The 16,632-nt window shown below is 52.0% G+C and carries 13 protein-coding genes; 3 read left to right on the top strand and 10 right to left on the bottom strand.

What is annotated here, in order from left to right; translation table 11 throughout:
- Positions 1–84: 84 nt before the first annotated feature.
- Positions 85–849 (bottom strand): esterase, encoded by a 765-nt coding sequence (gene ybfF / locus A7Z29_RS04260; protein ID WP_105289828.1) that lies wholly within the window; start codon positions 847–849, stop codon positions 85–87.
- A 184-nt stretch (positions 850–1,033) separates the two neighbouring features.
- On the opposite strand from ybfF, the gene seqA reads away from it, so the two are divergent.
- Together seqA and pgm are read left to right on the top strand one after the other, a co-directional pair.
- A complete protein-coding gene (gene seqA, locus A7Z29_RS04265) occupies positions 1,034–1,579 on the top strand; it encodes a replication initiation negative regulator SeqA (protein WP_001515978.1) in 546 nt (181 codons plus the stop codon).
- Between the two features lie 25 nt (positions 1,580–1,604).
- Positions 1,605–3,245 (top strand): phosphoglucomutase (alpha-D-glucose-1,6-bisphosphate-dependent), encoded by a 1,641-nt coding sequence (gene pgm, locus A7Z29_RS04270; RefSeq protein WP_001297249.1) that lies wholly within the window; start codon positions 1,605–1,607, stop codon positions 3,243–3,245.
- Positions 3,246–3,467: 222 nt separating this feature from the next.
- Here the strand turns inward: pgm and potE are convergent, their stop codons facing one another.
- The 9 genes from potE to kdpF form a co-directional block, all read right to left on the bottom strand.
- Positions 3,468–4,787: a putrescine-ornithine antiporter gene (gene potE / locus A7Z29_RS04275; protein ID WP_000075809.1), complete on the bottom strand. Its 1,320-nt coding sequence runs from the start codon at positions 4,785–4,787 to the stop codon at positions 3,468–3,470.
- Complete coding sequence (gene speF / locus A7Z29_RS04280) at positions 4,784–6,982, bottom strand: ornithine decarboxylase SpeF (RefSeq protein WP_105289829.1); 2,199 nt, start codon at positions 6,980–6,982, stop codon at positions 4,784–4,786. Before speF ends, potE begins: the two co-directional genes overlap by 4 nt.
- A gap of 258 nt (positions 6,983–7,240) precedes the next feature.
- The gene (locus tag A7Z29_RS23600; RefSeq protein ID WP_211180488.1) at positions 7,241–7,345 is read right to left on the bottom strand and encodes a leader peptide SpeFL; all 105 of its coding nucleotides are present in this window, start codon (positions 7,343–7,345) and stop codon (positions 7,241–7,243) included.
- Positions 7,346–7,578: 233 nt separating this feature from the next.
- Positions 7,579–8,256 (bottom strand): two-component system response regulator KdpE, encoded by a 678-nt coding sequence (gene kdpE / locus A7Z29_RS04290; protein ID WP_000186069.1) that lies wholly within the window; start codon positions 8,254–8,256, stop codon positions 7,579–7,581.
- Positions 8,253–10,937, bottom strand: a complete 2,685-nt coding sequence (gene kdpD, locus A7Z29_RS04295) for a two-component system sensor histidine kinase KdpD (RefSeq protein WP_105289830.1) — start codon at positions 10,935–10,937, stop codon at positions 8,253–8,255. Before kdpD ends, kdpE begins: the two co-directional genes overlap by 4 nt.
- Complete coding sequence (gene kdpC / locus A7Z29_RS04300; protein ID WP_105289831.1) at positions 10,930–11,502, bottom strand: K(+)-transporting ATPase subunit C; 573 nt, start codon at positions 11,500–11,502, stop codon at positions 10,930–10,932. The genes kdpD and kdpC overlap by 8 nt, the downstream gene beginning before the upstream one ends.
- An 8-nt stretch (positions 11,503–11,510) precedes the next feature.
- Entirely contained in the window at positions 11,511–13,559 is a 2,049-nt protein-coding gene (kdpB, locus tag A7Z29_RS04305; RefSeq protein WP_105289832.1) for a potassium-transporting ATPase subunit KdpB, read from the bottom strand.
- Positions 13,560–13,581: 22 nt separating this feature from the next.
- Positions 13,582–15,255 carry a potassium-transporting ATPase subunit KdpA gene (gene kdpA, locus A7Z29_RS04310; protein WP_105289833.1) on the bottom strand — a complete coding sequence of 558 codons (1,674 nt, stop codon included), beginning with the start codon at positions 15,253–15,255 and terminating at the stop codon, positions 13,582–13,584.
- On the bottom strand, positions 15,255–15,344 hold the full coding sequence (gene kdpF / locus A7Z29_RS04315) for a K(+)-transporting ATPase subunit F (protein ID WP_001365534.1): 90 nt from the start codon (positions 15,342–15,344) through the stop codon (positions 15,255–15,257). Before kdpF ends, kdpA begins: the two co-directional genes overlap by 1 nt.
- A 313-nt stretch (positions 15,345–15,657) precedes the next feature.
- Between kdpF and A7Z29_RS04320 the strand changes: the two genes are divergently transcribed.
- Complete coding sequence (locus tag A7Z29_RS04320) at positions 15,658–15,864, top strand: YbfA family protein (RefSeq protein ID WP_000424926.1); 207 nt, start codon at positions 15,658–15,660, stop codon at positions 15,862–15,864.
- The last annotated feature ends 768 nt before the right edge of the window (positions 15,865–16,632 follow it).

Consider the following 16,632-nt stretch of genomic DNA (forward strand, 5'->3'; position numbering starts at 1 on the left):
GCGCCATAATACATCAGCGCGATGAGTCACGCCAACGCCCACGCGCGGAAAGCGACGCGGACGCTGGGTTTTTAATCAGTTGCGTTAATCATTGAGATAGCGACGGATGGCGCGCAGTACCGCATCAGGTTTTTCGGCGTGTACCCAGTGACCCGCACCCGCAATCACATGCGCCCGTGCCTGCGGGAATTGCGCCAGTAAATCATCACGATATTGTTCAGTGACATACGGTGAATTACCGCCGGGGATAAACAGGGCAGGGTGATCCCATGCCGGGATTTTCTCCCAGCCAACAATATGCGGATACTGATCCCACAACACTGGCACGTTAAAACGCCATTCACCATCAACGTAAGATTTCAGCAGAAACTGAATCACCCCTTCTTCATTCAGATGTTGGCGCATCACCGTTACTGCCTGCTGTCGCGTTTGCGCGCTGGATTCGCTGACGGCGTTGATGGCGGCGAAAATCTCATCATGACGACGCACGTGATAATCAACCGGCGCAATATCGATCGCCACCAGCTTATCGATGCGATCGGGGGCCAGTGCAGTTAGCGCCATAACGGCTTTACCGCCCATAGAGTGACCGATAAACGTCGCTTTTTCGATCTGTTGTGCATCCAGCGTATCCAGCAGATCTTGTGCCATTGCTGGATAATTCATCACAGGATCGCGCGGTGAAAGTCCGTGGTTACGCATATCGACCTGGATAATATTGTGGTCGCTCACCAGGTCGCGCGCCAGAACGCCGAGGTTGTCGAGACTACCAAACAAACCGTGGACGAGGACGATGGGAGAATTATTATGCTGGTTTTGTGCAGATTGCGCGCGGATATTCAATTTCATGGCAAAGTTCTTTTTTTCGCGAAGTCGGGTTAGGGTATTATGTTGACCATTGTGCCACAGGGCTGCAACAAATAAGGTTTAATCCGAGTTTTTCTGCAAGCCAGGCTTGACGCTATCCGCTGCCGGGATTTATTCATATACTCCTGGCGACTTGTATTCAGCTAAGACACCGCACTGGATTAAGATGAAAACGATTGAAGTTGATGATGAACTCTACAGCTATATTGCCAGCCACACTAAGCATATCGGCGAGAGCGCATCCGACATTTTACGGCGCATGTTGAAATTTTCCGCCGCATCACAGCCTGCTGCTCCGGTGACGAAAGAGGTTCGCATTGCGTCGCCTGCTATCGTCGAAGCGAAGCCGATCAAAACGATTAAAGACAAAGTACGCGCAATGCGTGAACTTCTGCTTTCCGATGAATACGCAGAGCAGAAGCGCGCGGTCAACCGCTTTATGCTGCTGTTGTCTACACTATATTCTCTTGACGCTCAGGCGTTTGCCGAGGCAACGGAATCGTTGCATGGTCGCACGCGCGTTTACTTTGCGGCAGATGAACAAACGCTGCTGAAAAATGGTAATCAGACCAAGCCGAAACATGTGCCAGGCACGCCGTATTGGGTGATCACCAACACTAACACCGGCCGTAAATGCAGCATGATCGAACACATCATGCAGTCGATGCAATTCCCGGCGGAATTGATTGAGAAGGTTTGCGGAACTATCTAAAACGTTGCAGATAAAGGACAAAGCAATGGCAATCCACAATCGTGCAGGTCAACCTGCACAACAGAGTGATTTGATTAACGTCGCCCAACTGACGGCGCAATATTATGTACTGAAACCAGAAGCAGGGAATGCGGAGCATGCGGTGAAATTCGGTACTTCCGGTCACCGTGGCAGTGCAGCGCGCCACAGCTTTAACGAGCCGCACATTCTGGCGATCGCTCAGGCAATTGCTGAAGAACGTGCGAAAAACGGCATCACTGGCCCTTGCTATGTGGGTAAAGATACTCACGCCCTGTCCGAACCTGCGTTCATTTCCGTACTGGAAGTGCTGGCAGCGAACGGTGTAGACGTTATTGTGCAGGAAAACAATGGCTTCACTCCGACGCCTGCCGTTTCCAATGCCATTCTGGTTCACAACAAAAAAGGTGGCCCGCTGGCAGATGGTATCGTGATTACGCCGTCCCATAACCCGCCGGAAGATGGTGGTATCAAATACAACCCGCCAAATGGTGGCCCGGCTGATACCAACGTCACTAAAGTGGTGGAAGACAGAGCTAACGCACTGCTGGCTGATGGCCTGAAAGGCGTGAAGCGTATCTCCCTCGACGAAGCGATGGCATCCGGTCATGTGAAAGAGCAGGATCTGGTGCAGCCGTTTGTGGAAGGTCTGGCGGATATCGTTGATATGGCGGCGATTCAGAAAGCTGGCCTGACGCTGGGCGTTGATCCGCTGGGCGGTTCCGGTATCGAATACTGGAAGCGCATTGGCGAATATTACAACCTCAACCTGACCATCGTTAACGATCAGGTCGATCAAACCTTCCGCTTTATGCACCTCGATAAAGACGGCGCGATCCGTATGGACTGCTCTTCTGAGTGTGCGATGGCGGGGCTGCTGGCGCTGCGTGATAAGTTCGATCTGGCGTTTGCTAACGACCCGGATTATGACCGTCACGGCATCGTCACTCCGGCAGGTTTGATGAATCCAAACCATTACCTGGCGGTGGCAATCAACTACCTGTTCCAGCATCGTCCGCAGTGGGGCAAAGATGTTGCAGTGGGTAAAACGCTGGTTTCTTCTGCGATGATCGACCGTGTGGTCAACGATTTGGGGCGCAAGCTGGTAGAAGTACCGGTAGGCTTCAAATGGTTTGTTGATGGTCTGTTCGACGGTAGCTTCGGCTTTGGCGGCGAAGAGAGCGCGGGGGCTTCCTTCCTGCGTTTCGACGGTACGCCGTGGTCAACCGATAAAGACGGCATCATCATGTGTCTGCTGGCTGCGGAAATTACCGCAGTCACCGGTAAGAACCCGCAGGAACACTACAACGAACTGGCGAAACGCTTTGGTGCGCCGAGCTACAACCGTTTGCAGGCAGCTGCGACTTCCGCACAAAAAGCGGCGCTGTCTAAGCTGTCTCCGGAAATGGTGAGCGCCAGCACTCTGGCAGGTGACCCAATTACCGCGCGCCTGACTGCTGCTCCGGGCAACGGTGCTTCTATTGGCGGTCTGAAAGTGATGACTGACAACGGCTGGTTCGCCGCGCGTCCGTCAGGCACGGAAGACGCATACAAGATCTACTGCGAAAGCTTCCTCGGTGAAGAACATCGCAAGCAGATCGAGAAAGAAGCAGTCGAGATTGTTAGCGAAGTTCTGAAAAACGCGTAAACATATTAAATAAGAAAAAGGGCGGTCGGAAGATCGCCCTTTTTACTTATGACTGCCTGATGCGCTACGCTTATCAGGCCTACGAGGATAGTGCAATCTATTGAATTTACGCTATTTTGTAGGCCGGGCAAGGCGTTCACGCCGCATCCGGCATGAACAACGAGCACTTTGTTAATAATCCCAAAGGGCGATCATTCGATCGCCCTTTTTTACTTCGCTTTATTAACCGTGTTTATTTTTCAGTTCAAAGCGGGGTGATACCAGACCATACAGTGTCCAGCCGAGGAAGGTCACGATGGAGCCATACAGCATGGCCTCTTCCCCAGACGAGTACAGCGCATAAAAGCTGTACATCGCACCAATAAAGGCAACAAAGTTAGCCACTTTCGCTTTAGCAGCCGGAACATTCGCTGCTTTCTGGATGATTACCAGTGCTGCCATCGACAGAATATACGGGATGATATTGGTCACCACGGCCAGGTTAACCAGCACGTTGAACTGGCTGTTCAGCGACGGGCTAATGGTCATCAGCGATAATCCGCTCTGGATAATCACAATGGTCAACATTCCCTGAACCGGTGCATCAACTTTGGTTACACGGGAGAAAATTTTCGGGAAGTACCCTTCATCGGCAGACGATTTAAACACCTGGGCGATGGTGAACTGCCAGCCGAGCAGTGAACCGCAGCAGGACATCACCATCAACGCCATAATCACTTTACCGACTTCCGGTGTGAACATCTGCGCGAAGGCCAGACCAAACGGTGCCGTTGAATTTGCCAGCTCCATATTTGGCACAATCCCGGCAATCACGTTAGTAGAGACGATATAAATTACTGCCGCACCCAACGTACCGCCAAGAACAGCAATTGGCACGTTACGTTCCGGGTTTTCTACCACTTCAGCATTCGCACAGGCAGACTCCAGACCGAGAAAAGCCCACAATGTCATGGCGATGGAAGAACCAACCGCGCTAAAGAAGGGCGCATGATGCGGATTCCAGGAGTCAGCGTAAAGCGTCGGGCTGAACCAGAACCAGCCGATAATGCACAGGCCAATTACCGGAATAATGACACCCCACACGGTAATGCTACTGATTTGCCCGGTAATGCGTGCACCACCAAAGTTAGCCACGGTACATACCCACAGCACAGCAATAGTGGCAAGACCAATCTGAACAGGCGAAAGGGTTGTGTCAAACAACTCAGTACCGTAGCCAACGGCGGAAATAGCGATGGCGACATTGGCAATCAGTAGCGACACACCGTAGGTATAGTTCGCCATGAAGTTACCGGATTTACCGAAGGCATATTCGGCATAACCCCCCATACCACCTGGTTTACGGCTATACATACCGCATTTTGCAAAGGCCCAGGCCAGCGCCATTGATCCTACAGCCGTCACTAGCCAGGAGATAATCGAGATCGTCCCGACTTCGGCTAGTTTGGTCGGCAGCATAATGATGCCGGAACCCATCATGTTGACCATCGTCAGTATGGTTAACTGCACGACGCCCATTTTATTCGCTTTAGCCTGACTCATAATTTTTCTCCCTTCAGCAGGGCGCTTTGTGGTTCGCTTGATTTGATGACATAGCACCAGACCTGTTTGCGACCGTCATGTTCTTCGATGTAGACCCCCTGTAATTCCGGCGCAAAACCTGGCAGCAGGTTAATGCCTTCTTCCAGGGCAATGAAGTAACGCAGAACTGCACCGCCCCAGACTTCACCCGGAACAACACACAGCACGCCCGGAGGATAAGGCAGGGCACCTTCGGCTGCGATACGCCCTTCTGCATCCGGCAGACGAACCAGCTCCACCTCACCGCGTAAGTAGGCGTAGTTAGCTTCTTGTGGATTCATGCTGACGCGAGGGAAGTGTTCCTTACGGAACATCTCTTTTTGCAGTTGTTTCACGTTATGACGGGCATACAGGTCGTGCATTTCCTGGCACAACTGACGCAGGGTATAACCGGCGTAACGGGCTTCATGTTGTTTGTAAATGGAAGGCAGTACGTCTGCCAGAGGCGCATCATCTTCCAGCAGTTTTTCGAAACGTGCCAGCAGGGCGACAAGCTGTTGTAGTTTGGCCATATCTTCTGCCGGAGTCAGCAGGAATAAAATGGAGTTAAGGTCGCATTTTTCTGGAACGACACTATTTTCACGCAGGAAGTTAGCGAGAATGGTTGCAGGAACACCGAATGCCTCATATTCGCCGTTACGTGCATCAATGCCTGGGGTAGTCAGTAGCAGCTTGCACGGATCGACAAAATATTGGTTTTCTGCGTAGCCTTCAAAAGAGTGCCAGTATTCTCCTGGTACAAACTGGAAGAAGCGCAGGTCATTGGCAATTTCAGCGGTGGGGTATGACTGCCATGGCTTGCCATCCACCAGTTCAGGAACGAACGGACGAATATGATGACAGTTTTCAAGGATCAGTTTGCGTGCATCAATGCCATTCGCCACGCAGTCCATCCACATATTGCGACCGCTTACGCCTTCATGCATTTTAGCGTTGACGTCCAGTGCCGCGAACAACGGATAGAACGGGCTGGTAGAGGCATGCATCATAAAGGCATTGTTCATGCGTTTATGCGGTACATAACGCGGTTGCCCTTTGATATGGCTGTCTTTTTTATGGATTTGTGAAGTTTGAGAAAAACCAGCCTGCTGTTTATGTACGGATTGCGTAACCAGAATACCCGGATCGTTCTCATTAAGATCCAGCAACAGTGGTGAACAGTCAGCCATCATCGGGATAAATTGCTCATAGCCGACCCATGCGGAGTCAAACAGAATGTAGTCACACAGATGACCAATTTTATCCACTACCTGACGGGCGTTATAAATTGTACCGTCGTAGGTGCCTAACTGAATAACTGCGAGGCGGAACGGACGAGCCTCTTTTGCCCGCTGCGGTGCAACTTCTGTAATCAGTTCGCGCAGGTAATTTTCATCGAAGCAGTGCGCATCAATGCCACCGATAAAGCCATACGGGTTGCGTGCCGTTTCCAGATAAACCGGTGTTGCACCAGCCTGTAGCAACGCCCCGTGGTGATTAGATTTATGGTTATTGCGGTCAAACAGCACCAGGTCGCCCGGTGTCAGCAGTGCGTTTAATACCACTTTGTTTGAAGAGGAGGTGCCGTTTAAAACGAAGTAGGTTTTATCGGCATTAAACACTTTTGCCGCATGTTGTTGTGCGATACACGGTGCGCCTTCATGAATCAGCAGGTCACCCATTGCCACGTCGGCGTTGCACAAGTCGGAACGGAAAAGAGTTTCACCAAAATACTCTACAAACTGGTTACCTGCCGGATGGCGACGGAAAAATTCGCCGCCCTGATGACCGGGACAGTCAAAGGCACTATTGCCCTGGTTGACATAATCGACCAGTGCGCGGAAGAAAGGTGGGCGCAGTTGAGTTTCATAATGGCTGGCTGCGGTTTCTAACTGACGACCATAAAATTCTCGTCGCGATTCGCAATTCTCAAAGACACCCGAAATACGGGGCAAATACTCTGCGGGTACACGTTCTTGATTTTCAGTAGCAATAAATACCGGGATGCCATAACCCGTGGCATCGATTTCATCGAGTTTTCCGCGTGTAACATCGTTGAGCGATAAAACTATTGCCGCCACATCGATATTACTGTTTTCATTAATATAGATACATTCTCGCTGCGTGGTAAAACAGTCCGGGCAAGAATCACTAACCGCAATTTTTAATTTTGACATTTTTCATCTCTTTATTTTTGGTAATAGCAGGTCCTCAATTTCTCGAATGAGAAATCGATCGTGCCGGAAATAAAAGCAAAGTTACCCCGCTGATAAATTAATCAGAAGTTTGCTTTTTTCAGAATGCAGAAACCCTTATCAGTCCGGTGGCTGACAATACAAGGGTTAACAGAGAATGAGCACTGCGGAATACAGACTTATGCCTGTAATACAGAGAGTCAGGAAGACCTGTACGCTGAAGTGCCCTTAGTCGATAGACTAACGGGCATTGAAGAAGTGAAAGTCGAAGCTATTGCGATGAGCAAACTTCATAATATGAGTTGTCCGCCTTATATGGGGCATAGTGCGGCTGTTATTTTCCATTTAATTTACCTTTCCTGATGTGAATGAAGGTGAAGGTATTCTATCCAGGAAATACGGTTGAACTGTGAAGGTGATCAATAAAAAATGATCAACCTTAATTTATTTAATGATGAGCTTTTTACTCAGTAATATAAAATATTGAATTGTTATTTTTGTGTGTTGTTTAAGATAAAAAGCCGTATTTATTATTACGGCTTTAATTAATAAAAGGCAGGATGTATTAAAATTAATATTCAAAGCATAAATCGATACCCAATACCGGTTTCAGTAATAAAATGGCGGGGCCGAGCCGGGTCTTGTTCCAGTTTTTGCCGCAGATGCCCCATATAAATCCGCAAATAGTGGCTGTGTTCAACCGCATTTGGCCCCCACACCTGGTTGAGTAACTGGCGCTGGGTGAGCACTTTCCCGGCGTTATTAAGCAGCACCGCCAGCAGGCGAAACTCAATCGGGGTGAGATGCACCTCTTCCTCACCGCGATGGATCACACGAGCCGCTAAATCGACGGTCACATCGGAAAATTTCACCACCGGATCGGGCGCGGCGGTGGCTGAATGGCGGCGTAAAGCGACGCGCAGACGAGCCTGAAGCTCGCCAATGCCAAACGGTTTACTCAGGTAATCATCAGCTCCGGCATCCAGCGCGGCGATTTTGTCGCTCTCTTCACTACGTGCGGAAAGCACAATCACCGGCACCGCGCTCCACTGGCGCAGGTCGCGGATAAACTCAATCCCATCACCGTCGGGCAGACCGAGATCGAGAATAATTAAATCCGGCTTGCGGGTTGCCGCTTCCAGTAAGCCGCGTTGCAGCGTTTCGGCCTCAAAGACGCGCATACCATCGCCCTCCAGCGCCGTGCGCAGAAACCGACGAATAGCCTGTTCATCTTCAACAATCAGAACGTTTGTCACATATCCTCATGAAATTCTTCAAGTTCAGGGGCAGTTTGCTGGGGAAGTGTAACACGAAAACAGGCACCACCTTCCGGTCGGTTGAACGCGGTAATGGTGCCGCCGTGTACATCCACAATCGCCCGACAAATTGCCAGCCCAAGCCCTACACCCGGCACCGCCGATTCTTTATTCCCACGCGCAAACTTATCGAATATCGTCTGCTCCTGGCCTGGCGGAAGACCGGAGCCATTATCCCAGACATCCAGTTGTAGCTTCTCGCCCTCAACGTGGGCATCAATACCAATTTCGGCCTGCGCACCCGCGTATTTCACCGCGTTCTCCAGCAGATTAATCAGCACCCGTTCAAAGAGTGGTCCGTCAACGTGGATTAAAGTCAGTGGTTCTGGCAGAGAAAGGTTGATGGGCGACGATAATCCCGGTTCCAGCATTTGCAGCGCGCTGCCGACCACTTCTTCCAGCGTTAACCACTCTTTCTTCAAATTAAAGCCGCCGGACTGAATTCGCGCCATATCCAGTAGATTATTCACTAGTCGGGTAGTGTTCAGCACATGCTGGCGAATCTCGCTGGCCTGGCGGGCGTGGGGCGATCCTTCGCTTGCCAGATCGAGCGTTAAGATTTCAGCCTGACCGAACAGCACCGTAAGCGGAGTGCGTAAATCATGCGAAAGTGCCGCCAGCAGGGCGTTGCGGATCTGTTCACGTTCGCTTGCCATCCGCGCCTGTTCTTCGCTGGCGGTCAGCGTCAGGCGTTCCAGGGCATTGGCAACTAACAGCGTAAACGTCTCCAGCAGGCGCTGCTGTTCCGGGATCATCAACTGGCGCAGATTCCCCGGTTCCACCACCACCAGACCGTAGGTTTTCTCGCCGCTTTTTAACGGCAAAATCTGGTACGGCACGCCGGGTAACGTGTCGGTGCCCGCGCCCGCAGGCAGGCCTTTATCAAAACTCCACTGCGTGATGGCATCGTCCCACGGCGTCATTCCTTGCGGATGTGTCAATGGCTGCAATTTTCCATTGTCATCGGGTAACAATACCTGGCTGCGGGCATGAAACGTGGAGGCAATAAACTGTTCGCTGGTGGCGGCGATATCCTGCGGACTGCGGCCTACCGCCAGGGCTTTCGACATTTCATATAAGTGCCGTGTGCGTTGCTCGCGGTAGCGGGCTACCCGCGCCTGATAACGCACGCCAGCAGTAAGGTTCCCGATCACCAGTCCGACGGTTAACATCACCGTGAAGGTCAGCAGATATTGCACATCAGAGACGGCGAGCGTGCCGCGTGGAGCGATAAAAAAGAGATCGAAACTCACTACATTAATGACGGTGGCGACCACCGAAGGCCAGCGCCCATAAAATAGCGCCACCACTACCACGCCTAACAGATACAGCATCACCAGGTTGGCGGCATCAAACGCCATCAGCCACTGCATGGCAATTAAGGTGATAACGGCGCATAACGCGGCGGCAACCACGCATCCCTGAATCTGTACCCGCCACTTGTCTTTAAAAGAGCGGCTATCCGGCTCGTTGTTAATCGTGCGGGCGGGTGGTTCATCAAGCGCGACCAGCACCTGATCGAGATCGGGGGCGATGCGCGCCAGTCGGTCAGCAAACGTTTCCCGACGCCACCAGCGGCGCGAGGCCGGACGACCGAGAATAATCTTGCCGAGATTATGTTCACGGGCATAACGCACTACCGCTTTTTCTTCCGCTGGATCAGAAAGTGTTGCCGTCTCTGCGCCCAGCTCCTGCGCCAGACGTAAGGCGCGGAGAATTGCCCGACGTTTTTTCTCCGGTAAGCGGTGCAGGGCAGGGGTTTCAACATACACCGCGTGCCAGACGCTCCCCAGCCTTGACGCCAGCCGCGCCGCCGCGCGAACCAGTTTTTCGCTGCCGGTGTTATGGCCGATGCATAAAAGGATCGCGTCACGCGTGTGCCAGACTTTCTCTTCGCCAGGATGTCCCCGCCAGGCGCGCATTTGTTCATCTACGCGATCGGCAGTACGGCGCAGAGCCAGTTCGCGCAGGGCGATCAGATTGCCTTTGCGGAAAAAATGTTCAATGGCGCGCTCCGCCTGCCCGGCAATGTAGACTTTGCCTTCTTTCAGCCGTTGACGCAGATCGTCCGGGGGCAGGTCCACCAGCACCACGTCGTCGGCAGCATCAAAAAAAGGATCAGGCACGGTTTCCCGTACCTGAATTCCGGTGACGCCGCTGACCACATCGTTCAGACTTTCCAGATGCTGAACGTTGACGGTAGTGAAAACATCAATGCCAGCTTCCAGCAGCTCTTCGATGTCCTGCCAGCGTTTGGGATGACGGGAACCTGGCGCATTACTGTGCGCCAGTTCGTCCATTAAGATCAGTGCCGGACGGCGGGCGAGGGCAGCATCGAGATCAAACTCGCTGATGTGCCGCCCACGGTACGCCTGGCGTTTTAGCGGCAGAACAGCCAGCCCTTCCAGCATTGCGGCAGTATCTTTCCGACCGTGGGTTTCTACCACGCCAACCACAATATCCAGCCCTTGCGCCCGCAGTCGCTGTGCTTCTGCCAGCATCGCCCAGGTCTTCCCGACGCCTGCACAGGCACCGAAGAAAACTTTTAGCTTCCCCCGATGCGGCGCGGCAGTTTGTTCCAGCAGACGGTCGGGATCGGGACGTAAGGGTTCGTTATTCATCAAGCTTATCCAGCGCCAGATTGAGTTCGACAATATTGACGACCGGCTGGCCGATAAATTTCACCAGCGGTTGTTGGCTGTATTTTGCGACCAGTTGCGTGAGTTGTTCAACGCTGAGATTACGCGCTTTCGCGACGCGTGGGATCTGCCAGGCCGCCGCTTGCGGGGTAATGTTATTGTCCAGCCCGCTTGCCGATGCCGTCACCAGTTCAACCGGAACGCTCGTGCTGGCATCCGGGTTTGCTGCCCGTAAGGCGGCAACGCGTGCAGCTATCTGTTTATCCTGCTCCGGGTTACTGACCGCCAGATTACTCCCGCCAGAAGCCTGTGGATTATAGGGCATTTCTGCCGTTGCCGATGGGCGACCATGAAAATAGCCGTTGCCGGTAAAATTCTGCCCGATTAACGCTGAGCCGCGTACCGTATCACCTTCACGAATCAACGAACCGTTGGCCTGCCAGGGAAACCACCATTGCCCCAGCGCGGTGGTCAGCAGCGGGTAAACACCGCCGGTAATCAATAACAGAAAGAGAAATGTCGATAATGCCGGACGTAATCCACTCATGGTAACCCTCACACCAGACCGCAAACGGTCAGCAGTAAATCAATGACTTTGATACCAATAAACGGCACCAGCAGCCCACCCAGACCGTAAATCCATAAGTTACGGCGCAACATGGCAGAAGCGGTAAGCGGTTTATAACTCACGCCTTTTAACGCCAGGGGAATCAAAAAGACGATAATCAAGGCGTTGAAAATGACCGCACTGAGAATGGCGGAGTCGGGCGAATGCAGGCGCATAATGTTCAGCGCATTTAACTGCGGATACGTTGCCGCGAACGCCGCCGGAATAATGGCGAAGTATTTCGCTACATCGTTGGCAATGCTGAAGGTGGTCAGCGAGCCACGGGTCATCAGCATCTGTTTGCCAATGTGCACCACCTCGATCAACTTGGTCGGGTTGGAGTCGAGATCCACCATATTGCCCGCTTCTTTCGCCGCCTGGGTGCCGGAGTTCATCGCCACCGCGACATCTGCCTGCGCCAGCGCCGGAGCATCGTTGGTGCCGTCGCCGGTCATCGCCACCAAACGGCCTTCCGCCTGATACTGACGAATCAATGCCAGCTTGGCCTCCGGTGTCGCTTCGGCGAGGAAATCATCGACGCCCGCTTCCGCAGCAATCGCGGCGGCAGTCAGACGGTTATCGCCGGTAATCATCACCGTTTTAATGCCCATTTTACGCAGTTGCGCGAAACGCTCTTTTATGCCGCCTTTGACAATATCTTTCAGTGCAATAACGCCCAGCACGCGGGAACCTTCTACTACTACCAGCGGCGTGGCACCCTGACGCGCAACGTTATCAACTTTTTGATCGACATCGGCAGGGAAGTGACCACCGTTAGCCTCAACATGGCGGCGAATAGCATCGACAGAACCTTTACGGATCATACGGTTATCGATGTTGATCCCACTCATCCGGCTTTGCGCAGTAAACGGCACAAAAGTAGCGTGAAGCGACTGCACATCGCGCTCGCGCAGGTTAAAACGCTGCTTGGCGAGGATCACAATACTGCGGCCTTCCGGCGTTTCGTCGGCCAGCGAAGCCAGTTGTGCGGCATCGGCCAGCGTTTTTTCCTCTACGCCCTGCGCGGGGATAAACTCCGACGCCTGACGGTTACCTAGCGTGATGGTGCCGGTTTTATCCAGCAGCAGAACGTCAACGTCGCCTGCCGCTTCAACGGCACGTCCGCTGGTGGCGATCACATTGGCGCCCAGCATCCGGCTCATCCCGGCGACGCCGATCGCTGAAAGCAAGCCGCCAATAGTCGTTGGGATCAGACAGACCAGCAGCGCCACCAGTACCGTTACGCTGACCGCGTTACCGCCCCAGGCAGAAAATGGCCATAGCGTTGCGGTTGCCAGTAAAAAGACGATGGTCAGGGCAATCAGCAGGATGGTCAGGGCAATCTCGTTCGGCGTTTTGCGTCGCTGTGCGCCTTCCACCATCGCGATCATCCGATCCAAAAATGTCTCGCCGGGATTAACGCTGCACGCGATCACCAGCCAGTCAGAAAGAATACGCGTACCACCAGTGACGGAGGCAAAATCGCCGCCGGATTCACGGATCACCGGTGCTGATTCCCCGGTGATGGCGCTTTCATCAACCGATGCGCCACCTTCAATAACCTCACCATCACAGGGGATAATATCGCCTGCCTCTACCAGCACGATGTCACCTTTACGCAGTTGATCGGCGGGAACTTTGTCCGCCGCAGCGCCATATTCCGGCTCGCGCAGCTTGCGGGCAAAGGCGGTTTTTTTGACCCCTTTCAGACTGTTGGCCTGCGCTTTACTGCGGCCTTCTGCCAGCGCCTCGGCGAAATTAGCGAACAGCACGGTGATCCACAGCCAGCCACTAATTGCCGCGCTAAACAGCGCATTGCCAGGCATCGCGCCGCTTGCCATCGCGATGCTAATAACGGTGGTCAGCAGACTGCCTATCCAGACGATAAACATCACCGGATTGCGCCATTGCGCCTGCGGGTTTAATTTTTTCACCGCTTCTTTCAGCGCCTGAACGACAAGTGTTGGTTCGAATAGCGCCAGTTGTTTACGACTCATATTCAGTGCTCACTCAAGATCATCAGGAGAGATATTCCGCCACCGGACCAAGCGCCAGGGCAGGGATAAAGGTCAGTGCGCCAACCAGCAACACGGTGCCGATTAACAGGCCAACAAACAGCGGGCCGTGCGTAGGCAGCGTGCCGGAGCTGGCGGGTTGGCTCTTTTTACTCACCAGCGAACCGGCAATCGCCATCACCGGAATAATCACCCCGAAGCGACCGACAAACATGCAGAACGCCAGTAAACAGTTCCAGAATGGTGAGTTGGCGCTTAAGCCGGCAAAGGCGCTGCCATTGTTGTTGGCGGCGGACGACACGGCGTACAGCACTTCGCTAAAACCATGCGGGCCAGGGTTGAGCATGGCGCTACGTCCGGCGTCGGTCATCATCGCCAGCGCCGCGCCCATCAACACCAGCGTCGGGGTGACCAGAATCGCCAGCGCGGTCAGTTTCATCTCGCGCACGTCGATCTTTTTACCCAGATATTCCGGTGTGCGACCAATCATCAGCCCGGCAATAAACACTGCCAGCAGGACGAACAGCATCATGCCGTAAAGACCAGAACCGACACCGCCGAATACCACTTCACCAATTTGCATCAGCCACATCGGCACCATACCCCCGAGAGCGGTAAACGAATCATGCATCGCAATCACCGCGCCACAGGACGCCGCCGTAGTCACGACCGCAAACAGGCTACTGACCAGCACGCCGAAACGGCTCTCTTTACCTTCCATATTGATGCTGCTGTCTGCGCCGAGCGCCAGCAGATGAGGATTACCCTGAACTTCTGCCCACATCACCACGCCTACGCAGATGACAAAAATCACCGACATCGCCCACAGCAACATGCGCCCCTGGCGGCGCTCGCCCGCCACTTCGCCAAAGGCAAAACACAGCGCCGTTGGGATCAAGAAGATCGCCAGCATTTGCACGAAGTTGGTCAGTGCTGTTGGGTTTTCAAACGGATGCGACGAGTTGGCATTAAAGAAACCGCCGCCGTTAGTGCCGAGCATCTTGATCGCTTCCTGAGAAGCTACCGGTCCCATCGGTAACAGTTGTTGTACACCTTCAACGGTCGTCACCGGCTGATAGGGCAGAAAATTTTGCAGCGCACCTTGTTGAATAAAAAACAGTGCGATCAACAACGCCACAGGGGCTAACACCCATAACGTGATGCGTAGCAGATCGATCCAGGCATTGCCGAGCGTGCTCATGCTCTGGCGGGTAAATGCGCGGATGAGGGCAAAAATCACCGCAATCCCACTGGCGGCAGAAAGAAAGTTTTGTACCGTTAAGCCTGCCATCTGGCTGAAATAGCTCAGCGTGGTTTCACCGCTATAAGATTGCCAGTTGGTATTCGTGACAAAGCTGACGGCGGTATTGAGCGCCAGATCCCACGACAGCCCCGGCAACTGCTGTGGATTAAGCGGCAGATAGTGCTGACCGAGCAACATAAAAAAAAGCACCGCCAGCCCCAGCATGTTCAGGCCGAGAATGGCACAGAGATATTGCTTCCAGTTCATCTCACGGTCAGAGACGCCAAGTGCGCGAAAAAGTACGCGCTCAACGCCCGTCGTACCGGGAAGAGGAATGTCATTAATCAGCCGCGCCAGCCCGCTGCCTAAAGGACGCGCCAGCACCATTAACACCAGTAAAAACGTGGCAATCAGTAAGAACCCTTGCGCAGCCATCAGAACGCCTCCGCATTGATCAGGGCATAAACCAAATAACCCAGTAATAAAAACACCAGCAACACGCCGGCTATCACGCCTGCACTCACAGTGCACCTCCAGTGGCCTAAAAGTGATACCGGAAGGGTAGAATTCTGGCTGCAAAGATTTCGCAAAAATCTGCGGGCGGGGTGTAAAAAAAGTATAAAAATGGCAAAAGCCATGATTTAACTAATGATTAGTATTAATTTAACTTTCATGTAACTTAATTACACGGTGAATGTAAATAAACCATCAATAAGCAAAAATAAGTGGTCGGATGAGTAGTAAAATTACACAAAAGGCGGTACTATTTTCATCAGATAAACAAATTCATTTTTCCGGTGCCATTCACCGGGTAGATACAAAAAGGGGGAGAAAAGTATGGAACTCTACAGAGAATATCCTGCATGGCTTATCTTTTTACGCCGTACTTATGCGGTTGCAGCGGGCGTACTGGCGCTGCCTTTCATGCTTTTCTGGAAAGACCGCGCCCGCTTTTACAGCTACCTGCATCGCGTCTGGTCGAAAACCAGCGAGAAACCGGTGTGGATGGATCAGGCCGAAAAGGCAACTGGTGATTTTTATTGATTGCCTGCGCGTTTAAGCCAGCCTCGTATTAGGGGGCTGGTTTAGGGGTTTTGCATCAACGGATTCCTTGGCGTTGTTCATTTCATCACTGTTTTAGCATCAAGTTTCGATAATATCCTTTCAAAGGACAGCTCGGGATGCGCTCGCCTTCATTGTCGCTCAAAGCGACTATATCGTCAGAAATCTCCAGTTAGGTTGTATCCTCCATTACACACTTTCCTGAAACTTCAGGGTAAAGTGAGAAAGTCGCTATCACTTTTGCTCATTCCAGCATCTAAATAAATTCCGAATTTTGCTATTAATATCGCTACCGCAATAAAAGCAGGTAGTAAAGAGAGTAATATATACTTTATTGATATGTTAAGAATAATTTATTGTTAACATATCTAATACGATAAGATGTGTTGCTGTTAATAAAAAGCTTCAAGAGTTATAGTTGATAATTAAAATACACCCGATATTTCATCTTTTTCTATGCAAGATACAGTTTTATTAGAGGCCATTTTTATATGGAGGCGGTAGCGTGTCTGTTACTAGTGATTTTATTTGCAAGGTGAATATATTGGGGTTGTTAAATACATAACGATGTGTCTGTTCCGGTCGTTGTAAGCATGGATAATCACTTAATATTCTTAGTGGTTATGGCTGGAAAGGTAAAATTAGCAGCAAAGCGGCGATAGATATTACCTTTATGACTGAAAAATAAATCACAACCATTATTAAATATTTTATTCAAAGGGACTCTTTCCATTATGACGGAATATTATG

It is taken from the genome of Escherichia sp. MOD1-EC6842, assembly GCF_002965705.1.
Taxonomy (GTDB): domain Bacteria; phylum Pseudomonadota; class Gammaproteobacteria; order Enterobacterales; family Enterobacteriaceae; genus Escherichia; species Escherichia ruysiae.